Below are 20,265 nucleotides of genomic sequence, written 5' to 3'. Positions count from 1 at the left end.
TCCGTCAGCAAGCGCTCTATAAAAACCTTTTAGTCTATCAACTCGTGCCTGGTGGTCCAATGAATGAGAAAGGCCGGAGTGAACCGGCCTGTTCCCATTATGGAATTATTTCTTTTCGACGAATTCAGGAACTTCAATTTCGCCGTCAGCGATTTTCTTAGCATACTCATCAACTTTGCTCAAGACATCCTCAGGAATCGCACCGCGGGAATCAGCCAGCTTTACGCCATCGTCATGAAGGCCGTATACTTTCGTTTCGCCGCCAGGGAATTTCCCTTCTTTTGCAAGGTTAGAAATATCTTGAACCGCAACATCGACACGCTTCAACATGGAAGTGAGTGTTACGTTGTCATCGCCGACTTTACCTTCGTCATACTGGTCAGCGTCTACGCCGATAACCCATACGTACGCGTCTTTGTCAGCTTTTTTACGCTCTTTCGCTTCGGAGAAGACACCGTTGCCAGATCCGCCTGCAGCATGGAAAATGATATCCACGCCTGAAGAGTACATACGGTTTGCAAGCGCTTTTCCTGTTTCCGCTTTACCGAAATCACCAACGTATTGTACGTCTACTTTGATATCAGGTTTAACAGCCGCGACTCCAGCTTCGAAACCAGCTTGGAAACGTTCGATAACCGGGATTTCCATACCGCCGACAAAACCAAGTTTGTCTGATTTAGTCATAAGAGCTGCTGTGACACCAGCAAGGAAAGCTCCTTCTTGCTCTTTGAAGAGGATGCTTGCCACATTCGGCTCATCGACTACTCCGTCAATGATCGCATAGTTTGTATCTTTATGCTGGGACGCGATTGTGCCGATTGCATCTTCCATAAGGAAGCCTACGCCGAATACAAGATCAAAATCACGACGTGTAAGCGCGTTAAGGTTAGGCGTGTAATCTGAATCATCTTTCGATTGAAGGTATGCATATCCGCCATCGCCTTCAGTCAAGTTGTTATCTTTCCCGAATTGCTGGATCCCTTCCCAAGCGGATTGGTTGAACGATTTATCGTCAACGCCGCCTGTGTCAGTTACCATGGCAATGGAGAAATCAGATGCATTTCCGTCTTTGTCAGACGTATTCTCTTTGTCTTTGTTTTTGTCCGTTCCGCATGCACCAAGCATTGTGCCCGCTGCAAGAACCAATGATAACGCAAGTCCGTATTTACGTTTGCTCACTGTGTGGACCTCCCTAAATAATATTTTGGTATATTGGCATCATGCCAGTAACGCTGGCCGCTGCAAATGCTGCGACCGGACCTTATACCCGTTTCCGTACGACGTGGAAGCTGAATTTATCAGCCCTGAAATAGTTCTTGGAAAACAAGACCATTTCTCCCTCTTCGCTATAGTGGGATTGAATCAATACGAGCAACGGCACATCGACACCACATCTGAGTATCGAGGATGCTTCGTCATCATAGCCGACCGGCTCTATATTCGCAATGGCTTGTACAATCCGGAGAGATCCCTGCTGCTCGATCGAATCAAAAAGCGATTCGTTCGCCAAGACATCGGGCCCGAGGGGAAGATGTCTGGATAGTACATTATCGATGCAGTAGACGACCGGCTCACCATTTGCGGTGCGCACCCGTTTTATTGTAACAAGACACTCTTCTGCTCCGCAATCGAATTTTTCCTGCATTTCTTCATCAGGCTTTTCTTCAATCACTTCCTTGAAAATGGTGCCAGGCTCCATGCCTGCATCCTCGATCATGGAAGAGACACTCGACAGCTGCTCAATTCCGGAAGTGAATAGCGGCCTCGCGTTGACAAACGTACCGACACCGTGTTTGCGGATGATGATCTTCTCTTCTTCCAGGACGCGGAGCGCTTCCCGGAGTGTCGCCCGGCTGACACCCAAGGAACGGGCCAGTTCGAATTCGGAAGGGAATTTTTCGTTTTCCTTGAAAATCCCTTGCTCAATATCATGTTTCAGCCGTTCAATCACCTGAATATACAAATGCCGCTGGTCAGCTTTAACCATCACCACATTCACCCCTTCCGAAAGAGGTTAGACCTCTGATGTGTGACATCATATCTAATCATCCATACTATATCATTTTCCCCATTCAAAATAAACAGCGAAAATGGAAAGATGAACAAAAAGAATAATATGAATTCAAGAGATTGCCTGGTGCAACGCGGTTTCCGCTGCTTTTGCCGGCATTGTCTTACTCTTTAAAGGATGTGGCCCCATAAGAAATAGTATGACACGATTCACGTGCATACATCACATATGAAGATCCGCTTCCTCTTTCCCTATCATCACTTGTCTTGGTTTGCTGCCTTCTGAGGGTCCTACAACCCCTCTCATCTCCATCTGATCGATGATCCGGGCAGCCCTTGAATAACCGATGCGGAATCTTCGCTGAAGCATTGACACGGACGCTGTCTGCAAATCAGTGACGAGCATGACCGCTTCATCATACAGCTCGTCTGTCTCCTCATCATAAGATGTCTCTTCAACTTCCCCGGGAATCATGTCTTCCTGGTACTGGGCCTTTTGCTGCTCGATGACGAAATCGGCAATCGCTTCGACTTCCTGATCCGAGACGAAAGCGCCTTGGATCCTGACGGGTTTGGATGCGCCAGCAGGCAGAAAGAGCATGTCGCCCCGCCCAAGGAGCTTCTCCGCGCCTACTCCGTCCAATATCGTTCTTGAATCGACGGCAGACGAAACCGCGAACGCGATTCGTGAAGGGATGTTCGCTTTGATGATACCCGTGATGACGTCAACACTAGGGCGCTGCGTCGCAATGATCAGATGGATGCCTGCCGCACGCGCCATCTGGGCAAGACGGGTGATGGAATCTTCTACATCATTGGAAGCCACCATCATCAGATCGGCCAGCTCGTCGACAATTACAACGATATACGGCATGCGCGGATGCTTTTCGTCGTTCTCTTCATTCCACTGATCGATATGTTCGTTGTAGCCTTCGATATTTCTTGTTCCCGTATGGGAGAACAGTTCGTAGCGCCGCTCCATCTCGGAAACGACCTTCTTCAGTGCCTGTGATGCTTTTCTTGGATCCGTGACGACCGGCGCGAGCAGATGGGGAATCCCGTTATATACATTCAGTTCGACCATCTTAGGGTCGATCATCATCATCTTCACTTCATGGGGCTTGGCCCTCATTAGGATGCTAACGATGATGCCGTTGATGCAAACACTTTTCCCGCTGCCCGTCGAACCCGCCACAAGGACATGCGGCATCTTGTTCAATTCCGCAAGCATCGCCTGTCCCGTCACATCACGGCCAAGCGCGATCATCAATTTCGAATCAGGCTTATTGTTCTCTTTTGCGTCGATCACTTCCCGCAGGCTGACGACTGCTACAGCATTGTTCGGCACTTCGATACCGATTGCTGATTTCCCGGGAATCGGCGCTTCGATCCTGATGTCACGGGCGGCAAGTGCCAGTGCGATATCATCGGAGAGAGATACGATACGGCTCACTTTCACTCCCGTGTCAGGAAGGACTTCGTATTTTGTCACAGCAGGTCCAAGATGCACTTGCGTGACGCGCGCTTTCACGCCAAAACTTTGGAATGTCTTTTCAAGTTTCTGGGCATTCGCCTGGATGGAATCCTTTTCGCCTGATTGGTCATTCACTGGCGAATCCTTCAGCAACGTCGCAGGCGGAAGCATATAGGAAGGATTCTCTTCTTCGCCAGACGCTATTTCGTAGGATTCCGGCTTCCCTTGCTCCTGATCAGCACGCTCTTCTGGCACCTGCTCTGTTTGCTTCCGTTCTACTGACTGGCTCTTTGGAGCGATAGGCTGCTCCTCGGCCGCCTCCATATCGATCCGTTCATTGAACGCCGAGATGATCGGCTGGGAAACGGGCTCTTCTTCGGCATAAGCCGTTATTGCTTCTTCTTCATTCCTATCCGGCTCTTTACCTGCTCGGCTCTTTTTCGATCTTGTTGTGCGAGGCGGATCATTCTTTTTCTTCTGCTGTTTAACGCTTCTCGCAAACTTCTCTTTCACATTTTCAAGCAGCTGCGGATACTTCTCTATCAAATAAGGGACGAGCGCTTTGCCTGTGAGAAGTACTATGCCGATCAGCAAAAGAAGGACGCCAGCTACAGTCGCACCGGCTGAATCAAACAGCGAGTGAAACATCGCGAACAAGATGGCGCCGGTCATCCCGCCGCCAAGGGAACCGCTTCTCGATGAAATCCCTCCGTTTGTCACCAGCACTTTCCAAGTCTCTTTGAGTGATGAGTCGGATAAGAGGGTGTGGCTCGCATGCAATTCTTTAAACAGATGGATATGGCTGAAAAGGAGAAGACTTGCAAGAATAAAGAAGCTCCCCGCTACAATTCTGTTCTTATAGGCTCCGACCTGCCTCCTGACCATCAAGATCAGCGCCTCGACAATCAAGAGAAAAGGAGCGGCACCATGCCAATTCCCGAACAGGAAACGGGTGGCAGAGGACAGCCCCCTCCCGACAATGCCAAATTCAAAAATGATTATGATGGAAAGTCCGATCAGTGACAGGCCTGCCACTTCATAGACAAGGGGATGGAGCCCTTCCTCCTTTTTCTTTTTCTTGGAAGCGGAGTTTTTCTTCTTCTTTTTCGTTTTCTTCGACAACGGTCCTCCTCCTTTCGAAAAAAGGATTTCCCGCCGCATGCGGGCGGCAAGGAAATCCTTTTTTGTGCGATTCATTCGCGGCTGTTAATATTCCATGATAATCGGGATGATCATCGGGCGCCGTTTCGTCTGCTGATATAAATATGAGCTTAACGTGTCACGGATCTCTTGTTTAATGTTTGTCCATTCAAACGTCTCTTTATTCACATATTTCTCGACAATTCCACGAACGAGCTTTTTCGCCTCGTCCAGCAGTTCTTCGGATTCGCGGACATACACAAAACCACGGGAGACGATTTCCGGACCTGCCGCAATCCGTTTCTGCTTTCGGCTCAGCGTAATGACGACAGTGAAAATTCCATCCTGTGACAGAAGCTTCCGGTCACGGAGCACGATGTTGCCGACGTCACCGACGCCGATTCCGTCGATCAGCACATTGCCGGCAGGCACGCGGCCGCTCATGCGCATCTTATTGTTTTTGTATTCGACGATATCCCCTTTGTCCGCAATAAAAATATGGGAAATCGGAAGGCCTACTTGCTGCGCGAGCTTTGAATGGGCGATGAGCATCTTGTATTCCCCTTGGATCGGGATGAAGTATTTCGGTTTCATGAGATTCAGCATCATTTTCAAGTCTTCCTGGCTGCCGTGTCCGGAGACGTGTACTTTCCGTGTTGACGTCAGTACATTTGCACCCGCTTTTGCGACCTCGTTCATCATCTGGAACATCGAAATTTCCATTCCTGGAGACGGCGTGAATGTGATTAAGACTGTGTCCGTCTCTTTGATTTTGATGTCTTTATGGTGTGAACGGACAATCTTTTCGAGCGCATCGAGCGGCTCGCCTTTGTTGCCTGTCACGATGATGACAAGCTCCTGATCATCATAGTTGCCGATCTCTTTCGCCGAGATGACCATATCCTCATCGACTTTTAGATAACCGAGACGCATGCCGACCTCAAAATAACTTTCGAGGCTTTTTCCGACAACTGCAACTTTCTTGCCTGTCTCGGCCGCTTTATCGAAGACCTGCTGGATCCGGATGAAATTCGAAGCATACAGGGCGACAAGGATCCTGCCCTCCGCCGCGTAAAAGGTGCTGGAAAGCTGTGCTTCGATGACTGATTCACTTGTCGTATACCCGGGACGTTCCGCCTCATTCGAATCGGACATGAGGATGAACACGCCTTCTTCTCCCACTTGCGCCATCTTTGCGATATCAGGACGGTATTTCCCTTTCGCCGACTGGTCAAATTTAAACTCGCCCGTATGGACGATCGCCCCTTCGCTCGTATGGAAGACGATTCCAAGGGAGTCAGGGATACTGTGCGTCGTATTGAAGAACGTCACATACGTACGCTTGAAATTCATACGGCTTTTATTGGATACTTCAAAGAACTTCACAGATGAAGGTGCCGGCATCTCTTTCAGATGCTCCTTCGCAAGCGCAATCGTCAATTTGGAACCATACACAGGCGCCTGCACTTTCTGCAACAGATATGCGATGGATCCAATCGCATCCTCGTGTCCGTGCGTAAGGAAGATCCCTTTTACCCGTTCCTTGTTCTCTTCGATATAGGTGATATCCGGTATGACGATATCAATTCCGAGCATCTCCCCTTCCGGGAACATAAGCCCTGCATCGACGATGAATAATTCGTCATCGATTTCAACGACATACATCGCTTTTCCGATTTCGCCGACCCCGCCGAGCGGAATGATTCTAATCACTTCATTTTTAGTTTTTGTCACATTGTTTCCTCCTATTGGCAATTGCACATATAAGTCTTTAAAACAAGCATCGGAGGCTGCACCATCTTGTCCTTCTGGCGGCAGCAGCCGAAGATCCTCCCTGAGCGGCTATTATAATGATGCCAAAATCAGGTTCAATTCCCGTCCATAATCGACTATCTTTCATTATACGTGACAGGGCATCGTTAGTACAAATAAAAAAAAGCCGGCGCAAGTGCCGGCTTTCATGCAGCTGATAAAAAAATGCCTTTCCTTTTATCCTTGAAACACATCGGTACTTTGTATGAACGCATCCCATACTCGGTCAAAACCTGCTGCCGCTTCCCCGATCTCCATCAGGGGCAGCCGCACTCCGCCTGTATCGATTCCTATTTTGTGAAGCGCATATTTGACAGGCACCGGATTCGGAGCGGAAAATAATGCGGCAAACAGAGGTGAGAGTGCACGATGCATCGTCGACGCGCGGACACTGTCCCCGTTTACGAACGCATCAATCATCTGGCGCATTTCCAGGCCTGCGACATGCGAGGCGACAGAGATGATGCCGTCCGCCCCGATCGCCATGCTCGGCAGCGCAAGAGCATCATCCCCGCTATAGACCGTAAACCCGCTATCCGTGCCTGAGATGATGGCAGCCATCTGTTCAAAGCTGCCGCTCGCTTCTTTCACCGACCGGATATTTTTGATTTTCGACAGTTCGATGACAGTATCCGCCTGCATATTGACCGCCGACCGGCCTGGTATATTGTACAGCATGATAGGAAGATCCGTTTCTCCGGCTATATAGGCAAAATGCGCATACATTCCTTTTTGATCCGGCTTGTTATAATACGGGGCGACGAGCATGATGCCATCTGCTCCGAGACGTTCAGCCTGTTTTGTGAGATAAACGGTCTCTGCCGTATTGAAAGTGCCGGTCCCTGCAATAACAGGAATCCGTTTATTCACAATTTCAATCGCTGCGGACAGCAATTTGGCTTTTTCATCATGAGACAGTGTCGGCGACTCCCCTGTCGTGCCGCAAACGATAAGCGACTGTGTCCCCGTTCTGATCAGGTGTTCGATGAGCTGTTCGGTACGGTCCGTGTCCACTTCCCCTTCTTTCGAAAAGGGAGTGACCATCGCGGTGCCTATTTGTCCAAGTTTCAACTGACCATCCTTTACTCGTTGATTACGTAATGCTCACTCAGTTTTGTTGAGCAGCAATTCAGCGATCTGCACCGAATTGAGCGCCGCTCCTTTCAATAAATTATCTGATACGATCCACATATGGAAGCCGCGCTGATGGTCCGGATCTTTCCGGATGCGTCCGACGAATACGTCATCCTTCCCTTCAGCATATAGTGGCATCGGATATTCCTGCGCTTGCGGCGCATCCATCAGCGTAATGCCGGGTGCACCTGAGAGCGCGGAGCGGATGTCATCAGCCGATACGCCGTCTTTATCCACTTCAATATATACCGATTCGCTATGACCGGAGACGACCGGAAGGCGGACGCAAGTTGCGGAGACGGAGATGGAATCATCTCCCATGATCTTTTTCGTTTCGTTGATCATTTTCCATTCTTCAAGCGTATACCCTTCATCCCCAAACAAGTCGATTTGCGGAATTGCATTGAATGCAATCGGAAATTTCTTTTCGGCGGAAGATGAAGGCAGGACTGCGGCCTTATTATCAGCACGGCCCTCGAAATTCCGGCCCTGGCTTTCCAATTCCTCGATCGCTTCAGCTCCTGCACCGGACACTGCCTGGTATGTCGATACAATGACACGCTTCAAACCGAATTTCTCCCTGATCGGCTGAAGCGCTGCCACCATCTGGATAGTGGAACAATTCGGATTCGCGATGATGCCTGCATGTTGATCCAAAGCTCTTGCATTCACTTCTGGAACGACGAGCGGTGTGCCTTGATCCATACGGAAAGCGCTTGTATTATCAATGACGATCGCTCCGCGTTTGACGGCTTCCTGCGCAAATTTCTGAGATACCGAGCCGCCCGCACTAAAGAAGGCGAAATCGACGCCTTCGAAGGATTCCGGTTTTGTCTCCTCTACGATGAAGGCCTTGCCGAATGCTTTCACTTCTGCGCCTGCTGAACGGCTGGAAGCAAGCAGTTTTATGGATTCCGCCGGAAAATTGCGTTCAAGCAGCTTTTCCAAAATTTTCGTTCCGACAGCCCCTGTAGCCCCGACGATTGCGACATTTCTTTTTCTCATTACATATCTCCCCTTCTTCAACGAAAAGGGCGCCGGTTGAAATAGCAGGAAAATTTCCGCCAATCGTACCAGCAGCCACCTTTCCGCAGCAGTTCATTGGAGGAATTATATCATAGTTTATAATATTCCATAGCGGATTTTCTATTTTTCCTCGTGCAAGATCAATAAAGGTTGCAATTGCCTTTTTTGCAGGGCCGCCGCAGCAGCCGGCACCATCTGAGTGAAGTCGGAGATGAGTGAGTTAGGTTTATTGTGAGGGTCATCTTGGCCAAATGGAATAAAAAAGATATTTTTCGTGTTCAGCAGCTTCATGATGTTCATGCCATTCAATCCAAGGGCATCATTCGTTGAAATCCCCAAAAGAACAGGGCTGTTATTGCGCAGTGTTGCCTTTGCCGCCATAAGCACCGGTGAATCCGTAGCCGCATTCGCCAATTTGCTGATGGAGTTCCCTGTCATCGGTGCGATGATCATGCAATCCACCGGAGCGGACGGACCGAACGGCTCTGCGCCGACGATCGTCGAGATGACTTTCTCACCTGTCGCTTCTTCGATTTTCTGAATCCATTCTTCCCCGGTCCCGAAGCGTGTGGCCGCCGTCAATACCGAATGTGTGATGACCGGTACGACTGTAGCACCTGCTTCCTGCAACTCTTTGATGACCGGCAGAATCTGGTCATATGTGCAATGGGATGCCGTTATGCCAAGTCCGATTCGTTTTCCTTCGAGCATCCAGTTCCCCTTTCGTCAACTATTCAACCTCTGAAGAGCCCTTGCGAGAACAAGCGACGCATCCGCCGGAAAATGTTTCCCGGGCAATCCGAGGTGTATTGTATAGTATTCATTCGGGGAATCTGCCTTTAGGCAGCCGGGCAAAGAGGCCAGATCAAATACACGGAGGCGAGAGGACCCTGGGAGTTCCAGCCACCGGGACGGAATCGTGTTCACGAGATATCCTTCTTGCGGCAAAACGTCTGACAGCGGCTGCATGCCGTAGCCAAGTGCCGCCGCTTCGCTGAGCTGGGATTCACTGCGGGCGGCGATCGTCACCTGGCCGCCAAGCGCCTGGAGTGTTTTCGCCGTCATTTTTGCAACTTTGCCGAACCCCGTCACGATGAAATGCTTTCCTTCCACGCTCCGGTTGACCGCTTGATAAAATTCTTTCAGGAACCCCTCCGCCGTCAGCTTGGCATTCTCCCAGACAAACAGCTCCTCTTTGACGTAACTAAGGACTGTCAATCCGGCATTTTTACATTCGGATATCCACCCCTCGCATGCTACCCCCGTATAGATGCGAGTGCCTGGCTCAAAGCTTTCAGCAGGCACATTCCCTTTCATCCCCGCAACCGGGAGTACGACATGGCGCGGCCGCAGCTCAGCAAGCAGGCTGACAAGTTCATCTGAGTGTGAATCGGACGGATGATGCACGCCTTCGAACATTTGCGCACAAGATGCCAGGCGCTGATCCGTCCCGATGAAAAGCCATTTCCCGTCTTTATTCATCAATGCTGAAATCCTCCAGTCGGTGAGTTTTGCCGAAAAGAATGCGGTCTTCCCCGATGAGCACAATTTCACTCCATGGAATAAATTCAGAGGGCTGCTGTTCACGCCCCTTGAACGGATTTCGGCTGAATTTCTTTTTGATTTCAAAACCGATGATTTCCCCGGTCCTCCTGTTGAAGATCATGTCTGTATCGGCAAGGAATCCGTACCGGACCCCTTCCTCCACTTGGATCAATTCCTTCTGTGCCAAATCAGACAGCAGCATAGCACTCTCCTTTCACATTTCCTTGCTTAGTATATGTAATGAGCATGCCAAAGCTGACTCGTACTTCAGATGCCGGCGCCCGCCCCCTCGAGCAGCCGTCCTGGCCCGACGATGGAGATGGTGCGCTCCTCTGTTAAGAGCGTACGGGCGATTTCCTCGACCTTATTCACAGTCACCGCATCGATCAGTTCAACAACTTCCTCGACTGACTTATGCTCACGAAGGATCAATTCATTTCTGCCGTTCCTGTGCATGATCGCTTCTGTGCTTTCCAGTCCCAGCAGGAAACTCCCTTTCAGCTGCTCTTTCGCGTTGCTCAGCTCCCGTTCGGTGATCCCTTTGTCCAGAAGTTCCTGAATGATCCCGTCAATCGTCTGGATCGTCTCATTAACCTTCGCGGGAGACATTCCTGCATAAATGACGAATGCACCGGCATCCTGATAGGCGCTATAATAGGAATAGACCGTATAGGCAAGCCCCCGTTCCTCGCGCACTTCCTGGAACAGGCGGGAAGACATCGTACCTCCAAGGATGCTGTCGAGCAGTATGAGATCATGCAAGCGCGGGTCTTCAAGCGGGATTCCCTGGTAGCCGATGCAAAGATGGACCTGTTCAATCTCCTTCCCTTTTTCAGTAATCCCTTTCTGGAATAAAGGCGCGGGCAGCTGAGCTGGCTGTTCGTCCTCCCTGCCAGTAAACGAGCCGAACAGCTCCTCGACTCTTTCAATCAGATCTTCAGGATAGTTTCCTGCTATCGAGATGACGATATTGCAGGGTATGTAATGTTTCGCCATGAACGCTTTGATTTTCGCCTGGTCGAACAGTCCGATTGTCTCTTCGATGCCGCCTACCGGCCGGCCGAGCGGATGTCCCGGGTACATGGAGGACCAGAGAAGTTCATCGACATCCTCTTCCGGTGTATCCTCAACAGATGCGATTTCCTCCAATATGACGGATTTTTCCTTCTCGATCTCTGAAGGGTCGAACACAGAATGGAAGAACATATCCGCGAGTACTTCAAGAGCCTTTTCCGCTTGGTGGCCAAGCACGGTGGCGAAGTAGCAGGTCAGCTCTTTTGAGGTGAACGCATTGACATCCCCTCCCAGCTGGTCAAATTGTTCCGCAATATCTTTCGCACTTCTTTCAGCAGTTCCTTTGAACATCATATGCTCGATGAAATGGGCGAGTCCAGCCTCTGATGCATCCTCATCCATCGACCCTGCTTTCACCCAGATTCCGATTGCCGCTGAGCGCATATGCTCCATTTTTTCATGAACAATCCTCACGCCATTTCCGCAGATCACTTTTTCACTCATATTATCCTCCCGTCTAGAATAAAAAGCCTTCACCTTCCGCTAGTGGGAAGGGAGGCTTTCCATCATTGATCATTCACTTTTTTCGTTCGCTTCTTTTTCTTTCTCTTCTTTCAATACTGCTTTTCGTGACAGGTTGACGCGTCCCTGGTTATCAATTTCGATGACTTTCACGAGCAGCTCGTCACCAAGCTTCAAGACGTCTTCGACGGCTTTTGTGCGTTCTTCCTGAATTTCGGATATATGGAGCAATCCGTCTTTTCCAGGGAAGATCTCTAGGAACGCACCGAATTTCTCGATACGCTTCACTTTGCCCATATAATACTCGCCGACTTTCGCCTCTCTGACGATGTCCTCGATGATCTGCTTCGCGCGTGCGTTCATCTCGGAATTAGGAGAAGAGATATAAATGGTGCCATCCTGCTCCGTATCGATTTTGACGTGTGTCTCTTCGATGATCTTGTTGATGACTTTTCCGCCAGGTCCGATAACGTCGCGGATCTTGTCCGGATTGATCCGGATGACGACAATTTTCGGCGCAAACTCGGAGAGCTCTTCGCGAGGCTCGGAAATCGTGCCGAGCATATGATTCAGGATGGACATCCGGCCGAGTTTCGCTTGCGCGAGCGCTTCTTCAAGAATCTGTTTTGAAAGTCCCTCGATTTTAATATCCATCTGAAGGGCTGTGATGCCCTTTTCCGTACCCGCCACTTTGAAATCCATATCGCCGAGATGGTCTTCCATCCCCTGGATATCGGAAAGGATCGAATAGTTGTCGCCTTTCTTCACAAGACCCATCGCGATGCCCGCTACAGGTGCTTTGATCGGAATACCGGCGTCCATCATCGCCATTGTGGAAGCACAGATGGATGCTTGGGAAGAAGAACCGTTCGACTCAAGCACTTCTGCGACAAGACGGATCGTATACGGGAAGTCGTTCTCGTTCGGAATGACCGCTTCAAGCGCACGTTCCCCAAGAGCACCGTGTCCGATCTCCCTGCGGCCAGGCGCACGGATTGGTCCTGTTTCCCCGACGCTGAAGTTTGGGAAGTTGTAATGATGCATGAACCGCTTCGACTCTTCCAGTCCAAGCCCGTCAATGATCTGCACTTCCCCTAGTGCGCCTAGTGTACAAACGCTGAGCGCCTGAGTCTGTCCGCGGGTGAACAGCCCGGACCCGTGAGTGCGCGGCAAGATGCCGACTTCTGAAGACAACGGACGGATTTCATCGAGCCCGCGGCCGTCCGGACGGATTTTCTCATCAGTGATGAGGCGGCGGACTTCGTCTTTTACAAGCTTATCCAAAGCGGTTTTCACTTGTTTCATCGTGTCATCATCCGCTTCGTTCTCTACGTACTCTTCCATCACTTTCTGTTTCACTTCGCTGATCGCTTCTTCACGTGCATGCTTCTCCTCAGTCTGGATCGCCTGCATAAGCTCCGCTTCGCATTTTTCCTTGACTGCCGCAAAAATCTGCTCGTCAAGTTCAAAAAGCTCAATTTCCTTCTTCTCTTTGCCGACTTCCGCGACAATCTTTTCCTGGAATGCGATCAATTTCTTGATCTCCTCATGGCCGAACATGATGGCTTCGAGCACGACATCTTCCGGCACTTCCTTCGCCCCTGCCTCAACCATGTTGATGGCGTCTTTTGTTCCGGCAACCGTCAGGTCAAGATCGCTCGCTTCCAGCTGTTCCGGCGTCGGGTTGACGATCAATTCGCCATCAATGCGCCCGATATGGACGCCTGCAATCGGCCCGTCAAACGGAATGTCAGAAATGGACAGTGCAAGAGATGAACCGAGCATGGCTGCCATTTCGGACGAACAGTTCTGGTCAACGGACATGACAAGCGAGATCACTTGGATGTCGTTCCGGAAACCGTCCGGGAATAGAGGGCGGATCGGACGGTCGATCAGGCGGCTTGTCAGGACAGCCTTTTCAGAAGGACGCCCTTCCCGTTTGATGAATCCGCCAGGGATTTTTCCGACCGCATACAATCTTTCCTCATAGTTGACCGTAAGCGGAAAGAAATCTAGCGCTTTCGGGTGTTTTGATGCAGTAGCTGTCGATAGGACTGCCGTGCCGCCGTAGCGGACGAGCACTGCCCCGTTCGCTTGCTTCGCAAGCTGTCCCGTTTCGATGGTGAGCGGCCTGCCTGCCCAATCGAGGGTATATACCTTTTTCTGTTCTGTCATGAATGGAACCCCTTTCTCATTTAAACGCTGAAAGTCCATACGTAGTATGTATTAAGTAGTAGTGTATCAAAAAAGGCTCGGTTATGCGAAGTATTTCGAATCTATCTGTAAAGCGGATGCCGGTCCCCTGCTGATTCGCAAAGGAAACATGATCAGCACGCTCGCATCTGGATGCAAAGAAAAAAGCGGGCATGGCCCGCTTTGCGTATTTGTCTTATTATCGGCGAAGACCGAGTTTGGAAATAAGCTCACGGTAACGCTGAACATCTGCGTCACGCAAGTATTTCAAAAGTCTTTTACGCGTTCCAACCATTTTCAAAAGTCCACGGCGTGAATGGTGGTCTTTCTTATGCACGTGCAAGTGGTTGTTCAGGTTGTTGATCTCTTCAGTAAGGATAGCGATCTGTACTTCAGCAGATCCTGTGTCATTCTCATGCGTTTTGAATTCATTGATCAATTCGTTTTTACGCTCTTGAGTAATAGCCATCCTTTTCACCTCCTACTATCAAAATATCCCCGAATCCCGAGCTGCCGTTGGTGAATCGGCTTGCCAAGGAAAGGTTCGTGCTTCAGCACATATTCATCATATCACGCACAAATCGGATGTGCAACTTTCATTATGCCTTTTCAAGCAATTTCCGGGCGGTCTCTTTATCATTCCCGATTTGCCGGATAAGTTCATCGACGGATGCAAATTTTTGCTCTGGCCGGATGCGGGCGATCCAGTCGACAGTTGCCGCCTTCCCATATAGATCGCCATCATAATCGAGGACATGCACTTCTATGAGCACCTTTCTTTGATCCGGATCATGGAATGTTGGTTTGACACCTATATTGCAGACGCCTTTATACGTTACACCGCTGACAGTGAAGAATACGGCGTACACACCATTTGCAGGAAGGATGGCTTCCTCGTCCGCTTCGATATTCGCGGTCGGAAAGCCGAGCATCCGGCCTCTTTTCTCCCCGTGGATCACGATGCCCGATGTACGGAGCGGGCGCCCGAGCAATTCGCACGTTTCCTGTACATCTCCTTTTTTTAAAAGGCCGCGGATACGGGTCGACGAAACTTTCTCTTCATCCATCTCCACTTTACCGATGACGGTCGTCCCGTACTCGCCTCCCGAAAGACATTCCATATCTTCCATCGTGCCGGCGCCTTTTGAACCGAATGTGAAATCAAAACCCGCTGTCACATGCCTTACATGCAAGCCTTTGATGAAGGTATCAATAAACCTTTTTGGAGACAGGGAAGCGAGTTCCGAATTGAAACGGACAATAAAAACCGTATCAATGCCCATCGTCCGCAAAATCTTCATTTTCTCTTCCAGTGGTGTGATGTAGCCAACTTTCTCTTTCCCTAAAAGATGAGATGGATGCGGATCAAACGTCATGACAGCAGATTTGATGCCAAGCTCGTCCGCTTTTTGGATCGCTTCCTGGATCACTTTCTGATGACCGCGGTGCAGTCCATCAAAGAAACCGATTGCAAGCGCATATGCCTCTTCGTTTCCTTCCTTCAGGCGATCGGGATATTCCAGTCTGTATATTTCCATTCCTTTACCTCCTTCCCCGCTAACTCGCTGATGATCAGTTTGCGGGGAACATCTTCTCCGGTTTCATCATACCTTCATGCACTGGGTGGTTGCAATAGACGGCGAACGCCTTTCCGTCTTCCGTGAACACAATATGGCTATGTTCCTGTAACAATGGATCGGCCGGGAGCACTTGCCCGTTCCTTAGTTTGAAAAGCAGGTCATCATCACGGCCGGCCACTTCGACGAACGGAAACTCAGCCAGCGCACTTTCAAGCGGCCGGATGCTGGAACTGAGATCCCCTTCCTCTTTTGCCGACCTGACCCCCTCAAGCGTCAGGCAGTCATCTTTTGTAAATGAACCTGATGCCGTCCTGATAAGAGAGGACATATGGGCCGGATAGCCGAGCTTCTGTCCAATTTGTGTGGCGAGCGTCCGGATATAGGTCCCTTTCCCGCATGCGACCTTGATGGAGAACTCGATCTCCTCCCCTTCAAAAACCTGATCCTCGCCGAGCAGTTCAATGGAATGGATGCGCACCGTCCGCTCTGGCCGCTCAACTTCCTGTCCTTTTCTTGCATACTCATACAAGCGTTTGCCGTTCACTTTGACCGCGGAGTACATCGGGGGGATCTGCACAATGTCTCCTGTCAGTGCGTCAAGCGCTCTTACGACCTGATCCCTTGAGACTTTTTTCATCGAGAGATCTTCGTGCACGGTCTCCCCGTCCGCATCTTCCGTTTCGGTCGCTCGGCCGATCGAGACCGTCGCTACATACTCCTTGCCCGCATCTGTTATGTATTCCGCCACTTTAGTGGACTGTCCGATGCAGATCGGCAGGACGCCTTCAACATTCGGGTCCAGCGTGCCGGTATGCCCGACTTTTTTCGTGCCGAGGATCTTACGGAGCTTGAAGACACAGTCGTGCGATGTCATCCCTTTTTCTTTCCAGAGAGGAAGGATTCCGTTCATGCTTTCATCTCCTCTGTTCATAATTCATTTATGTATGAAGAGAGGAAGCCGGAATTCCGGCTTCCTCAGTATTTCAATTATCGTCTTGGTTCACTTCCCGAAGGAGGGATTCAATGCGGTTTCCGTATTCGACAGAGTCGTCGAATGCAAATTCGATTTCAGGTGTCTTCCGCAAGCGGATCCGCTGGCCGATTTCCGATCGGATGAATCCTTTCGCTTTCGACAGCCCGATCAGCGTCTCTTCCTTCTGCCGGTCATTTCCAAGTACGGAAATGAAGACGGTCGCCTGTTGCAGGTCACCCGTCACTTCGACATCCGTAACAGTGACGAAGCCGATTCTCGGGTCTTTCAATTTGTGGCCGATAATTTCACCGAGTTCTTTCTTCATCTGCTCGGCTACTCGATTCGATCGCATAGACATGGATGGTCACCCCGATTCTTGTGTCAATAGTAGTCCAGATGGAGTTCTGTCATTTCCCATTCCGGATTTGATTCAAGGAACCGGATGGCCCTCCTCACTTCCCGCTCCGCAGCGTCTTTCGAGGAGGAGACGGAAACAAGCGCAAGCATCGTCCGTTGCCAAAGGTCCTGATAGTCTATTTCCGAAATGGATACGTTGTAATCATTTTTCGTCCGTTCCATCATGCGTTGCAAGACGGAACGTTTGCCTTTCAGGGAGCCGATGCCGTGGATGAAAAACGTGCACTCCGCGTATACAATCATGCCCGCTTGATTTCTTCCATGATGTACGCTTCGATGATATCTCCTTCTTTGATATCATTGAAGTTTTTAACCGTAATTCCGCACTCATACCCTTTAGCGACTTCTTTGACATCGTCTTTGAAGCGCTTCAATGTATCAAGCTCACCTTCGAAGACAACGACATTGTCTCGGATGACCCGGACACCGGAATCACGTGTTATTTTGCCGTCCGTTACATAGCTTCCGGCAATCGTGCCTATTTTAGACACTTTGAACGTCTCACGGACTTCCGCCTGACCGATAACTTTTTCCTGATATTCAGGATCAAGCATCCCTTTCATCGCCGCTTCGATCTCTTCAATCACCTTATAGATGACACGGTGGAGCCTAATATCAACGCCCTCTTCTTCCGCTGCGCGTTTCGCATTCACGTCAGGACGTACGTTGAATCCAATGACAATGGCATTTGAAGCGGCAGCAAGGGAAATATCAGATTCGTTGATAGCTCCAGCGCCTGTATGGATGATCTTCACATTGACGCCTTCTACGTCGATTTTCATAAGTGACGCAGCCATCGCTTCGACGGTGCCTTGCACGTCTGCTTTGACGATCAGGTTCAATTCTTTCATCTCACCCTGCTTCATCTGGTCGAACAAGTTGTCGAGCGTGACGCGTGTCTTTTCGGTACGCTGTTCCTGAAGTGCATCTCCAGCTCTCGATTCGCCGATCTGGCGGGCTGTCTTCTCATCTTCGAAGACGACAAAGCGATCGCCCGCTTGCGGTACGCTGCTCAGCCCGGTGATTTCAACCGGCGTCGAAGGACCCGCCTCTTTCACGCGGCGCCCAAGATCATTGATCATCGCCCGAACACGGCCGTATGTGTTGCCGACCACGATCGGATCGCCGACGCGGAGTGTCCCGTCTTGGACAAGAAGTGTTGCAACCGCACCGCGGCCGCGGTCAAGCTGTGCCTCGATGACTGTACCGCGTGCGCGGATGGACGGATTCGCTTTCAATTCAGCGACTTCCGAAACAAGAAGCACCATCTCAAGCAGCTGGTCGATCCCTTCCCCTTTCAAAGCGGAGATCGGAACGAAAATCGTATCGCCGCCCCAGTCTTCCGCAACAAGGCCATGTTCGGTAAGTTCCTGCATGACACGGTCAGGGTTCGCACTCGGCTTATCCATCTTGTTGACAGCAACGATGATTGGCACCTCGGCCGCTTTCGCATGGTTGATCGCTTCCACTGTCTGCGGCATGACGCCGTCATCAGCAGCAACCACAAGGATCGTGATGTCCGTAATGCTTGCACCGCGGGCACGCATTGTCGTGAACGCTTCGTGACCAGGCGTATCAAGGAATGTGATCTTCTTGCCATCCGTCTTGATCTGGTAGGCTCCGATATGCTGCGTGATGCCGCCCGCTTCGCCCTGGGTCACTTTCGTGTCGCGGATCGAGTCGAGCAATGTAGTCTTACCATGGTCGACGTGCCCCATGATCGTAACTACAGGCGGCCGTTCCATGGAACCCGCCTCTTTTTCTTCATCTTCCTCGAAGTAGATCTCAAGGTCTGTGACATCAATGCGGATTTCCTCTTCCACGTCTACGCCGTAATCCGCGCAGATCAGTTCGATTGCATCTTTGTCAAGCTCCTGGTTGATGGTCGCCATGACACCTAACATGAATAGCTTTTTGATGATTTCGGATGGTTCCTTGCCAAGTTTTTGCGCAAGCTCCCCGACTGATAGCGATTCATAGAATGTAATTTTTTCCGGCAGCGGTTTTTCGACCTTCGGCATCGGATTTGCAGGTCTGTGTCTGCGTCTGCCCTGGTTGATGCCGCGTGCCGGCGGACGTCCGCCGCGGCCTCCCTGGCCGCCTCGGTTATTGCCGCCCTGGCCTCCGCGATTATTGCCGCCTTGCTGATTTTGGCCGCCTTGTGGCGTGCGGTTGCCGCCACCCTGCTGGCCGCGGTTGCCGCCTTGGGACGGGCGATTAGCGCCTTGCCCGCCGCCGCTTCGATTGCCGCCTTGGGAAGTACGATTGCCTCCCTGCTGATTGCTGTTTTGCGGTCCGCGATTGCCGCCTTGCTGGCTTCCGCTCTGTGGTCCGCGGTTTCCGCCTTGCTGGCTTCCGCTTTGCTGATTGCGCTGGCCGCCTTGGGATCCGCCGCCGCTTTGAGGGGGGCGATTCGCTCCGCCGCGCTGCTGGTCATTCCGCGCAGGACGGTTTCCAGACGATTGTCCCTGGCGATTGCCGCCTTGGCTGCGGTTACCATTTTGCGGTTGACGGCTGCCGCCCTCTTGTCCGCTCTCAGGCCGGCGTTCGCCTTGGCGTGCGCCGCTCTTCGGATTGCGGTTCTGCGGGCCATTTCCGCCAGTATTCGCTGGACGGGCCGGCTTCTCGGATTTTGGTGACTGGTTTCCTCCGACGCCGTATTTCTTATCCAGCTTGGACGCTGCGTCCTTGTCGATCATGGACATATGATTGGACACGTCGACATTCATCTTTCCTAATTCCTCAATGACTTCCTTGCTCGAACGATTTACTTTCTTCGCGTATTCGTGTACACGTATTTTCGTCATTAGCCCACCCCCGGTTAGATTCGTTGAGGAGCCCGGACAGTTTACCGGCAAAGCCGGCGTCCGTTAACGCGAGTACGACCCGCGACTCTTTACCGATCGCATGCCCCAGGTCTTCTCGGGACCCGCAGACATGCTTCTCAACGTTATATGAATTGCATTTATCATTTATCTTTTTTGATGTGTTCTTCGAAGCGTCGCTTGAAATAAGCACAAGTTTCGCGTTGCCGCTGCGGATTTCACGTACGACCAGCTCTTCGCCTGTCACGATCTTCCGCGCCCGTGCCGCCATGCCAAGCAGCTGGAACACTTCTTTGCTTATCATTTCAAAGCCTCTCGGCGTATGGCGTGAAGCAGGTCTTCATAGACTTGCTCCGAAACTTGCGCACCAAGCTGCTTTTCGATCGAATGGCTTTGGCGCGCTTTTTCAACCGCTTCTTCAGTTTTTGAGACGTACGTGCCGCGGCCGGACTTTTTGCCGGTCAAGTCGACAGACACTTCGCCTTCCTTGGAGCGCACAATCCGGATCATTTCCTTTTTCGGACGCATTTCCCCGGTTGCCGCGCATTTCCGTAATGGCACTTTACGGTTGCTCGTCATGTGCAGTCACCTTCCCATGTG

19 protein-coding genes are annotated in these 20,265 nt (G+C 50.9%); all 19 read right to left on the bottom strand.

Going from position 1 to position 20,265, the window contains the following annotated elements:
* Nucleotides 1-105: 105 nt before the first annotated feature.
* Nucleotides 106-1,179, bottom strand: coding sequence for a BMP family lipoprotein (locus tag ACZ5FK_RS01220; RefSeq protein ID WP_464806104.1), 1,074 nt, complete (start codon nt 1,177-1,179; stop codon nt 106-108).
* 82 nt (nt 1,180-1,261) lie between these two features.
* A complete protein-coding gene (locus tag ACZ5FK_RS01215) occupies nt 1,262-1,990 on the bottom strand; it encodes a GntR family transcriptional regulator (RefSeq protein WP_464806103.1) in 729 nt (242 codons plus the stop codon).
* A 243-nt stretch (nt 1,991-2,233) separates the two neighbouring features.
* Entirely contained in the window at nt 2,234-4,606 is a 2,373-nt protein-coding gene (locus tag ACZ5FK_RS01210) for a DNA translocase FtsK (protein ID WP_464806102.1), read from the bottom strand.
* Between the two features lie 84 nt (nt 4,607-4,690).
* Nucleotides 4,691-6,358 (bottom strand): ribonuclease J, encoded by a 1,668-nt coding sequence (locus ACZ5FK_RS01205; protein WP_464806101.1) that lies wholly within the window; start codon nt 6,356-6,358, stop codon nt 4,691-4,693.
* Between the two features lie 255 nt (nt 6,359-6,613).
* The gene (dapA, locus tag ACZ5FK_RS01200) at nt 6,614-7,507 is read right to left on the bottom strand and encodes a 4-hydroxy-tetrahydrodipicolinate synthase (protein WP_464806100.1); all 894 of its coding nucleotides are present in this window, start codon (nt 7,505-7,507) and stop codon (nt 6,614-6,616) included.
* Nucleotides 7,508-7,540: 33 nt separating this feature from the next.
* Nucleotides 7,541-8,575: an aspartate-semialdehyde dehydrogenase gene (locus tag ACZ5FK_RS01195; protein WP_464806099.1), complete on the bottom strand. Its 1,035-nt coding sequence runs from the start codon at nt 8,573-8,575 to the stop codon at nt 7,541-7,543.
* A gap of 141 nt (nt 8,576-8,716) precedes the next feature.
* Nucleotides 8,717-9,307 (bottom strand): dipicolinate synthase subunit B, encoded by a 591-nt coding sequence (locus ACZ5FK_RS01190; protein ID WP_464806098.1) that lies wholly within the window; start codon nt 9,305-9,307, stop codon nt 8,717-8,719.
* A gap of 15 nt (nt 9,308-9,322) precedes the next feature.
* Nucleotides 9,323-10,078 carry an NAD(P)-dependent oxidoreductase gene (locus ACZ5FK_RS01185; protein WP_464807327.1) on the bottom strand — a complete coding sequence of 252 codons (756 nt, stop codon included), beginning with the start codon at nt 10,076-10,078 and terminating at the stop codon, nt 9,323-9,325.
* On the bottom strand, nt 10,071-10,343 hold the full coding sequence (locus tag ACZ5FK_RS01180) for a YlmC/YmxH family sporulation protein (protein WP_464806097.1): 273 nt from the start codon (nt 10,341-10,343) through the stop codon (nt 10,071-10,073). The genes ACZ5FK_RS01185 and ACZ5FK_RS01180 overlap by 8 nt, the downstream gene beginning before the upstream one ends.
* A 65-nt stretch (nt 10,344-10,408) precedes the next feature.
* Nucleotides 10,409-11,659, bottom strand: coding sequence for a M16 family metallopeptidase (locus ACZ5FK_RS01175; RefSeq protein ID WP_464806096.1), 1,251 nt, complete (start codon nt 11,657-11,659; stop codon nt 10,409-10,411).
* A gap of 69 nt (nt 11,660-11,728) precedes the next feature.
* On the bottom strand, nt 11,729-13,852 hold the full coding sequence (pnp, locus tag ACZ5FK_RS01170) for a polyribonucleotide nucleotidyltransferase (protein WP_464806095.1): 2,124 nt from the start codon (nt 13,850-13,852) through the stop codon (nt 11,729-11,731).
* Nucleotides 13,853-14,069: 217 nt separating this feature from the next.
* Nucleotides 14,070-14,339, bottom strand: coding sequence for a 30S ribosomal protein S15 (gene rpsO, locus ACZ5FK_RS01165; protein WP_464806094.1), 270 nt, complete (start codon nt 14,337-14,339; stop codon nt 14,070-14,072).
* 130 nt (nt 14,340-14,469) lie between these two features.
* Nucleotides 14,470-15,408, bottom strand: coding sequence for a bifunctional riboflavin kinase/FAD synthetase (locus ACZ5FK_RS01160; protein WP_464806093.1), 939 nt, complete (start codon nt 15,406-15,408; stop codon nt 14,470-14,472).
* Nucleotides 15,409-15,442: 34 nt separating this feature from the next.
* Nucleotides 15,443-16,360: a tRNA pseudouridine(55) synthase TruB gene (truB, locus tag ACZ5FK_RS01155; protein ID WP_464806092.1), complete on the bottom strand. Its 918-nt coding sequence runs from the start codon at nt 16,358-16,360 to the stop codon at nt 15,443-15,445.
* Nucleotides 16,361-16,433: 73 nt separating this feature from the next.
* Nucleotides 16,434-16,781, bottom strand: coding sequence for a 30S ribosome-binding factor RbfA (gene rbfA, locus ACZ5FK_RS01150; RefSeq protein WP_464806091.1), 348 nt, complete (start codon nt 16,779-16,781; stop codon nt 16,434-16,436).
* 23 nt (nt 16,782-16,804) lie between these two features.
* Nucleotides 16,805-17,083 (bottom strand): DUF503 domain-containing protein, encoded by a 279-nt coding sequence (locus ACZ5FK_RS01145; RefSeq protein ID WP_464806090.1) that lies wholly within the window; start codon nt 17,081-17,083, stop codon nt 16,805-16,807.
* Nucleotides 17,080-19,647, bottom strand: coding sequence for a translation initiation factor IF-2 (gene infB / locus ACZ5FK_RS01140; RefSeq protein WP_464806089.1), 2,568 nt, complete (start codon nt 19,645-19,647; stop codon nt 17,080-17,082). The genes ACZ5FK_RS01145 and infB overlap by 4 nt, the downstream gene beginning before the upstream one ends.
* Nucleotides 19,583-19,969, bottom strand: a complete 387-nt coding sequence (locus ACZ5FK_RS01135) for a YlxQ family RNA-binding protein (protein ID WP_464806088.1) — start codon at nt 19,967-19,969, stop codon at nt 19,583-19,585. The genes infB and ACZ5FK_RS01135 overlap by 65 nt, the downstream gene beginning before the upstream one ends.
* Nucleotides 19,966-20,244, bottom strand: a complete 279-nt coding sequence (rnpM, locus tag ACZ5FK_RS01130; protein WP_464806087.1) for an RNase P modulator RnpM — start codon at nt 20,242-20,244, stop codon at nt 19,966-19,968. Before rnpM ends, ACZ5FK_RS01135 begins: the two co-directional genes overlap by 4 nt.
* Nucleotides 20,245-20,265 lie beyond the last annotated feature (21 nt).

The sequence above is a fragment of the Sporosarcina sp. GTC18466 genome, from assembly GCF_055389225.1.
Note: the sequence above shows the minus strand (reverse complement) of the source record. Positions and strands in the feature narration are given on the sequence as shown.

Coding starts and splice junctions, on each gene's coding strand:
- ACZ5FK_RS01195 (WP_464806099.1), bottom strand. CDS start 8,575: ATGAGAAAAAGAAATGTCGCAATCGTCGGGGCTACAGGGGCTGTCGGA.
- ACZ5FK_RS01190 (WP_464806098.1), bottom strand. CDS start 9,307: ATGCTCGAAGGAAAACGAATCGGACTTGGCATAACGGCATCCCATTGC.
- ACZ5FK_RS01185 (WP_464807327.1), bottom strand. CDS start 10,078: ATGAATAAAGACGGGAAATGGCTTTTCATCGGGACGGATCAGCGCCTG.
- ACZ5FK_RS01180 (WP_464806097.1), bottom strand. CDS start 10,343: ATGCTGCTGTCTGATTTGGCACAGAAGGAATTGATCCAAGTGGAGGAA.
- ACZ5FK_RS01175 (WP_464806096.1), bottom strand. CDS start 11,659: ATGAGTGAAAAAGTGATCTGCGGAAATGGCGTGAGGATTGTTCATGAA.
- pnp (WP_464806095.1), bottom strand. CDS start 13,852: ATGACAGAACAGAAAAAGGTATATACCCTCGATTGGGCAGGCAGGCCG.
- rpsO (WP_464806094.1), bottom strand. CDS start 14,339: ATGGCTATTACTCAAGAGCGTAAAAACGAATTGATCAATGAATTCAAA.
- ACZ5FK_RS01160 (WP_464806093.1), bottom strand. CDS start 15,408: ATGGAAATATACAGACTGGAATATCCCGATCGCCTGAAGGAAGGAAAC.
- truB (WP_464806092.1), bottom strand. CDS start 16,360: ATGAACGGAATCCTTCCTCTCTGGAAAGAAAAAGGGATGACATCGCAC.
- rbfA (WP_464806091.1), bottom strand. CDS start 16,781: ATGTCTATGCGATCGAATCGAGTAGCCGAGCAGATGAAGAAAGAACTC.
- ACZ5FK_RS01145 (WP_464806090.1), bottom strand. CDS start 17,083: ATGATTGTATACGCGGAGTGCACGTTTTTCATCCACGGCATCGGCTCC.
- infB (WP_464806089.1), bottom strand. CDS start 19,647: ATGACGAAAATACGTGTACACGAATACGCGAAGAAAGTAAATCGTTCG.
- ACZ5FK_RS01135 (WP_464806088.1), bottom strand. CDS start 19,969: ATGATAAGCAAAGAAGTGTTCCAGCTGCTTGGCATGGCGGCACGGGCG.
- rnpM (WP_464806087.1), bottom strand. CDS start 20,244: ATGACGAGCAACCGTAAAGTGCCATTACGGAAATGCGCGGCAACCGGG.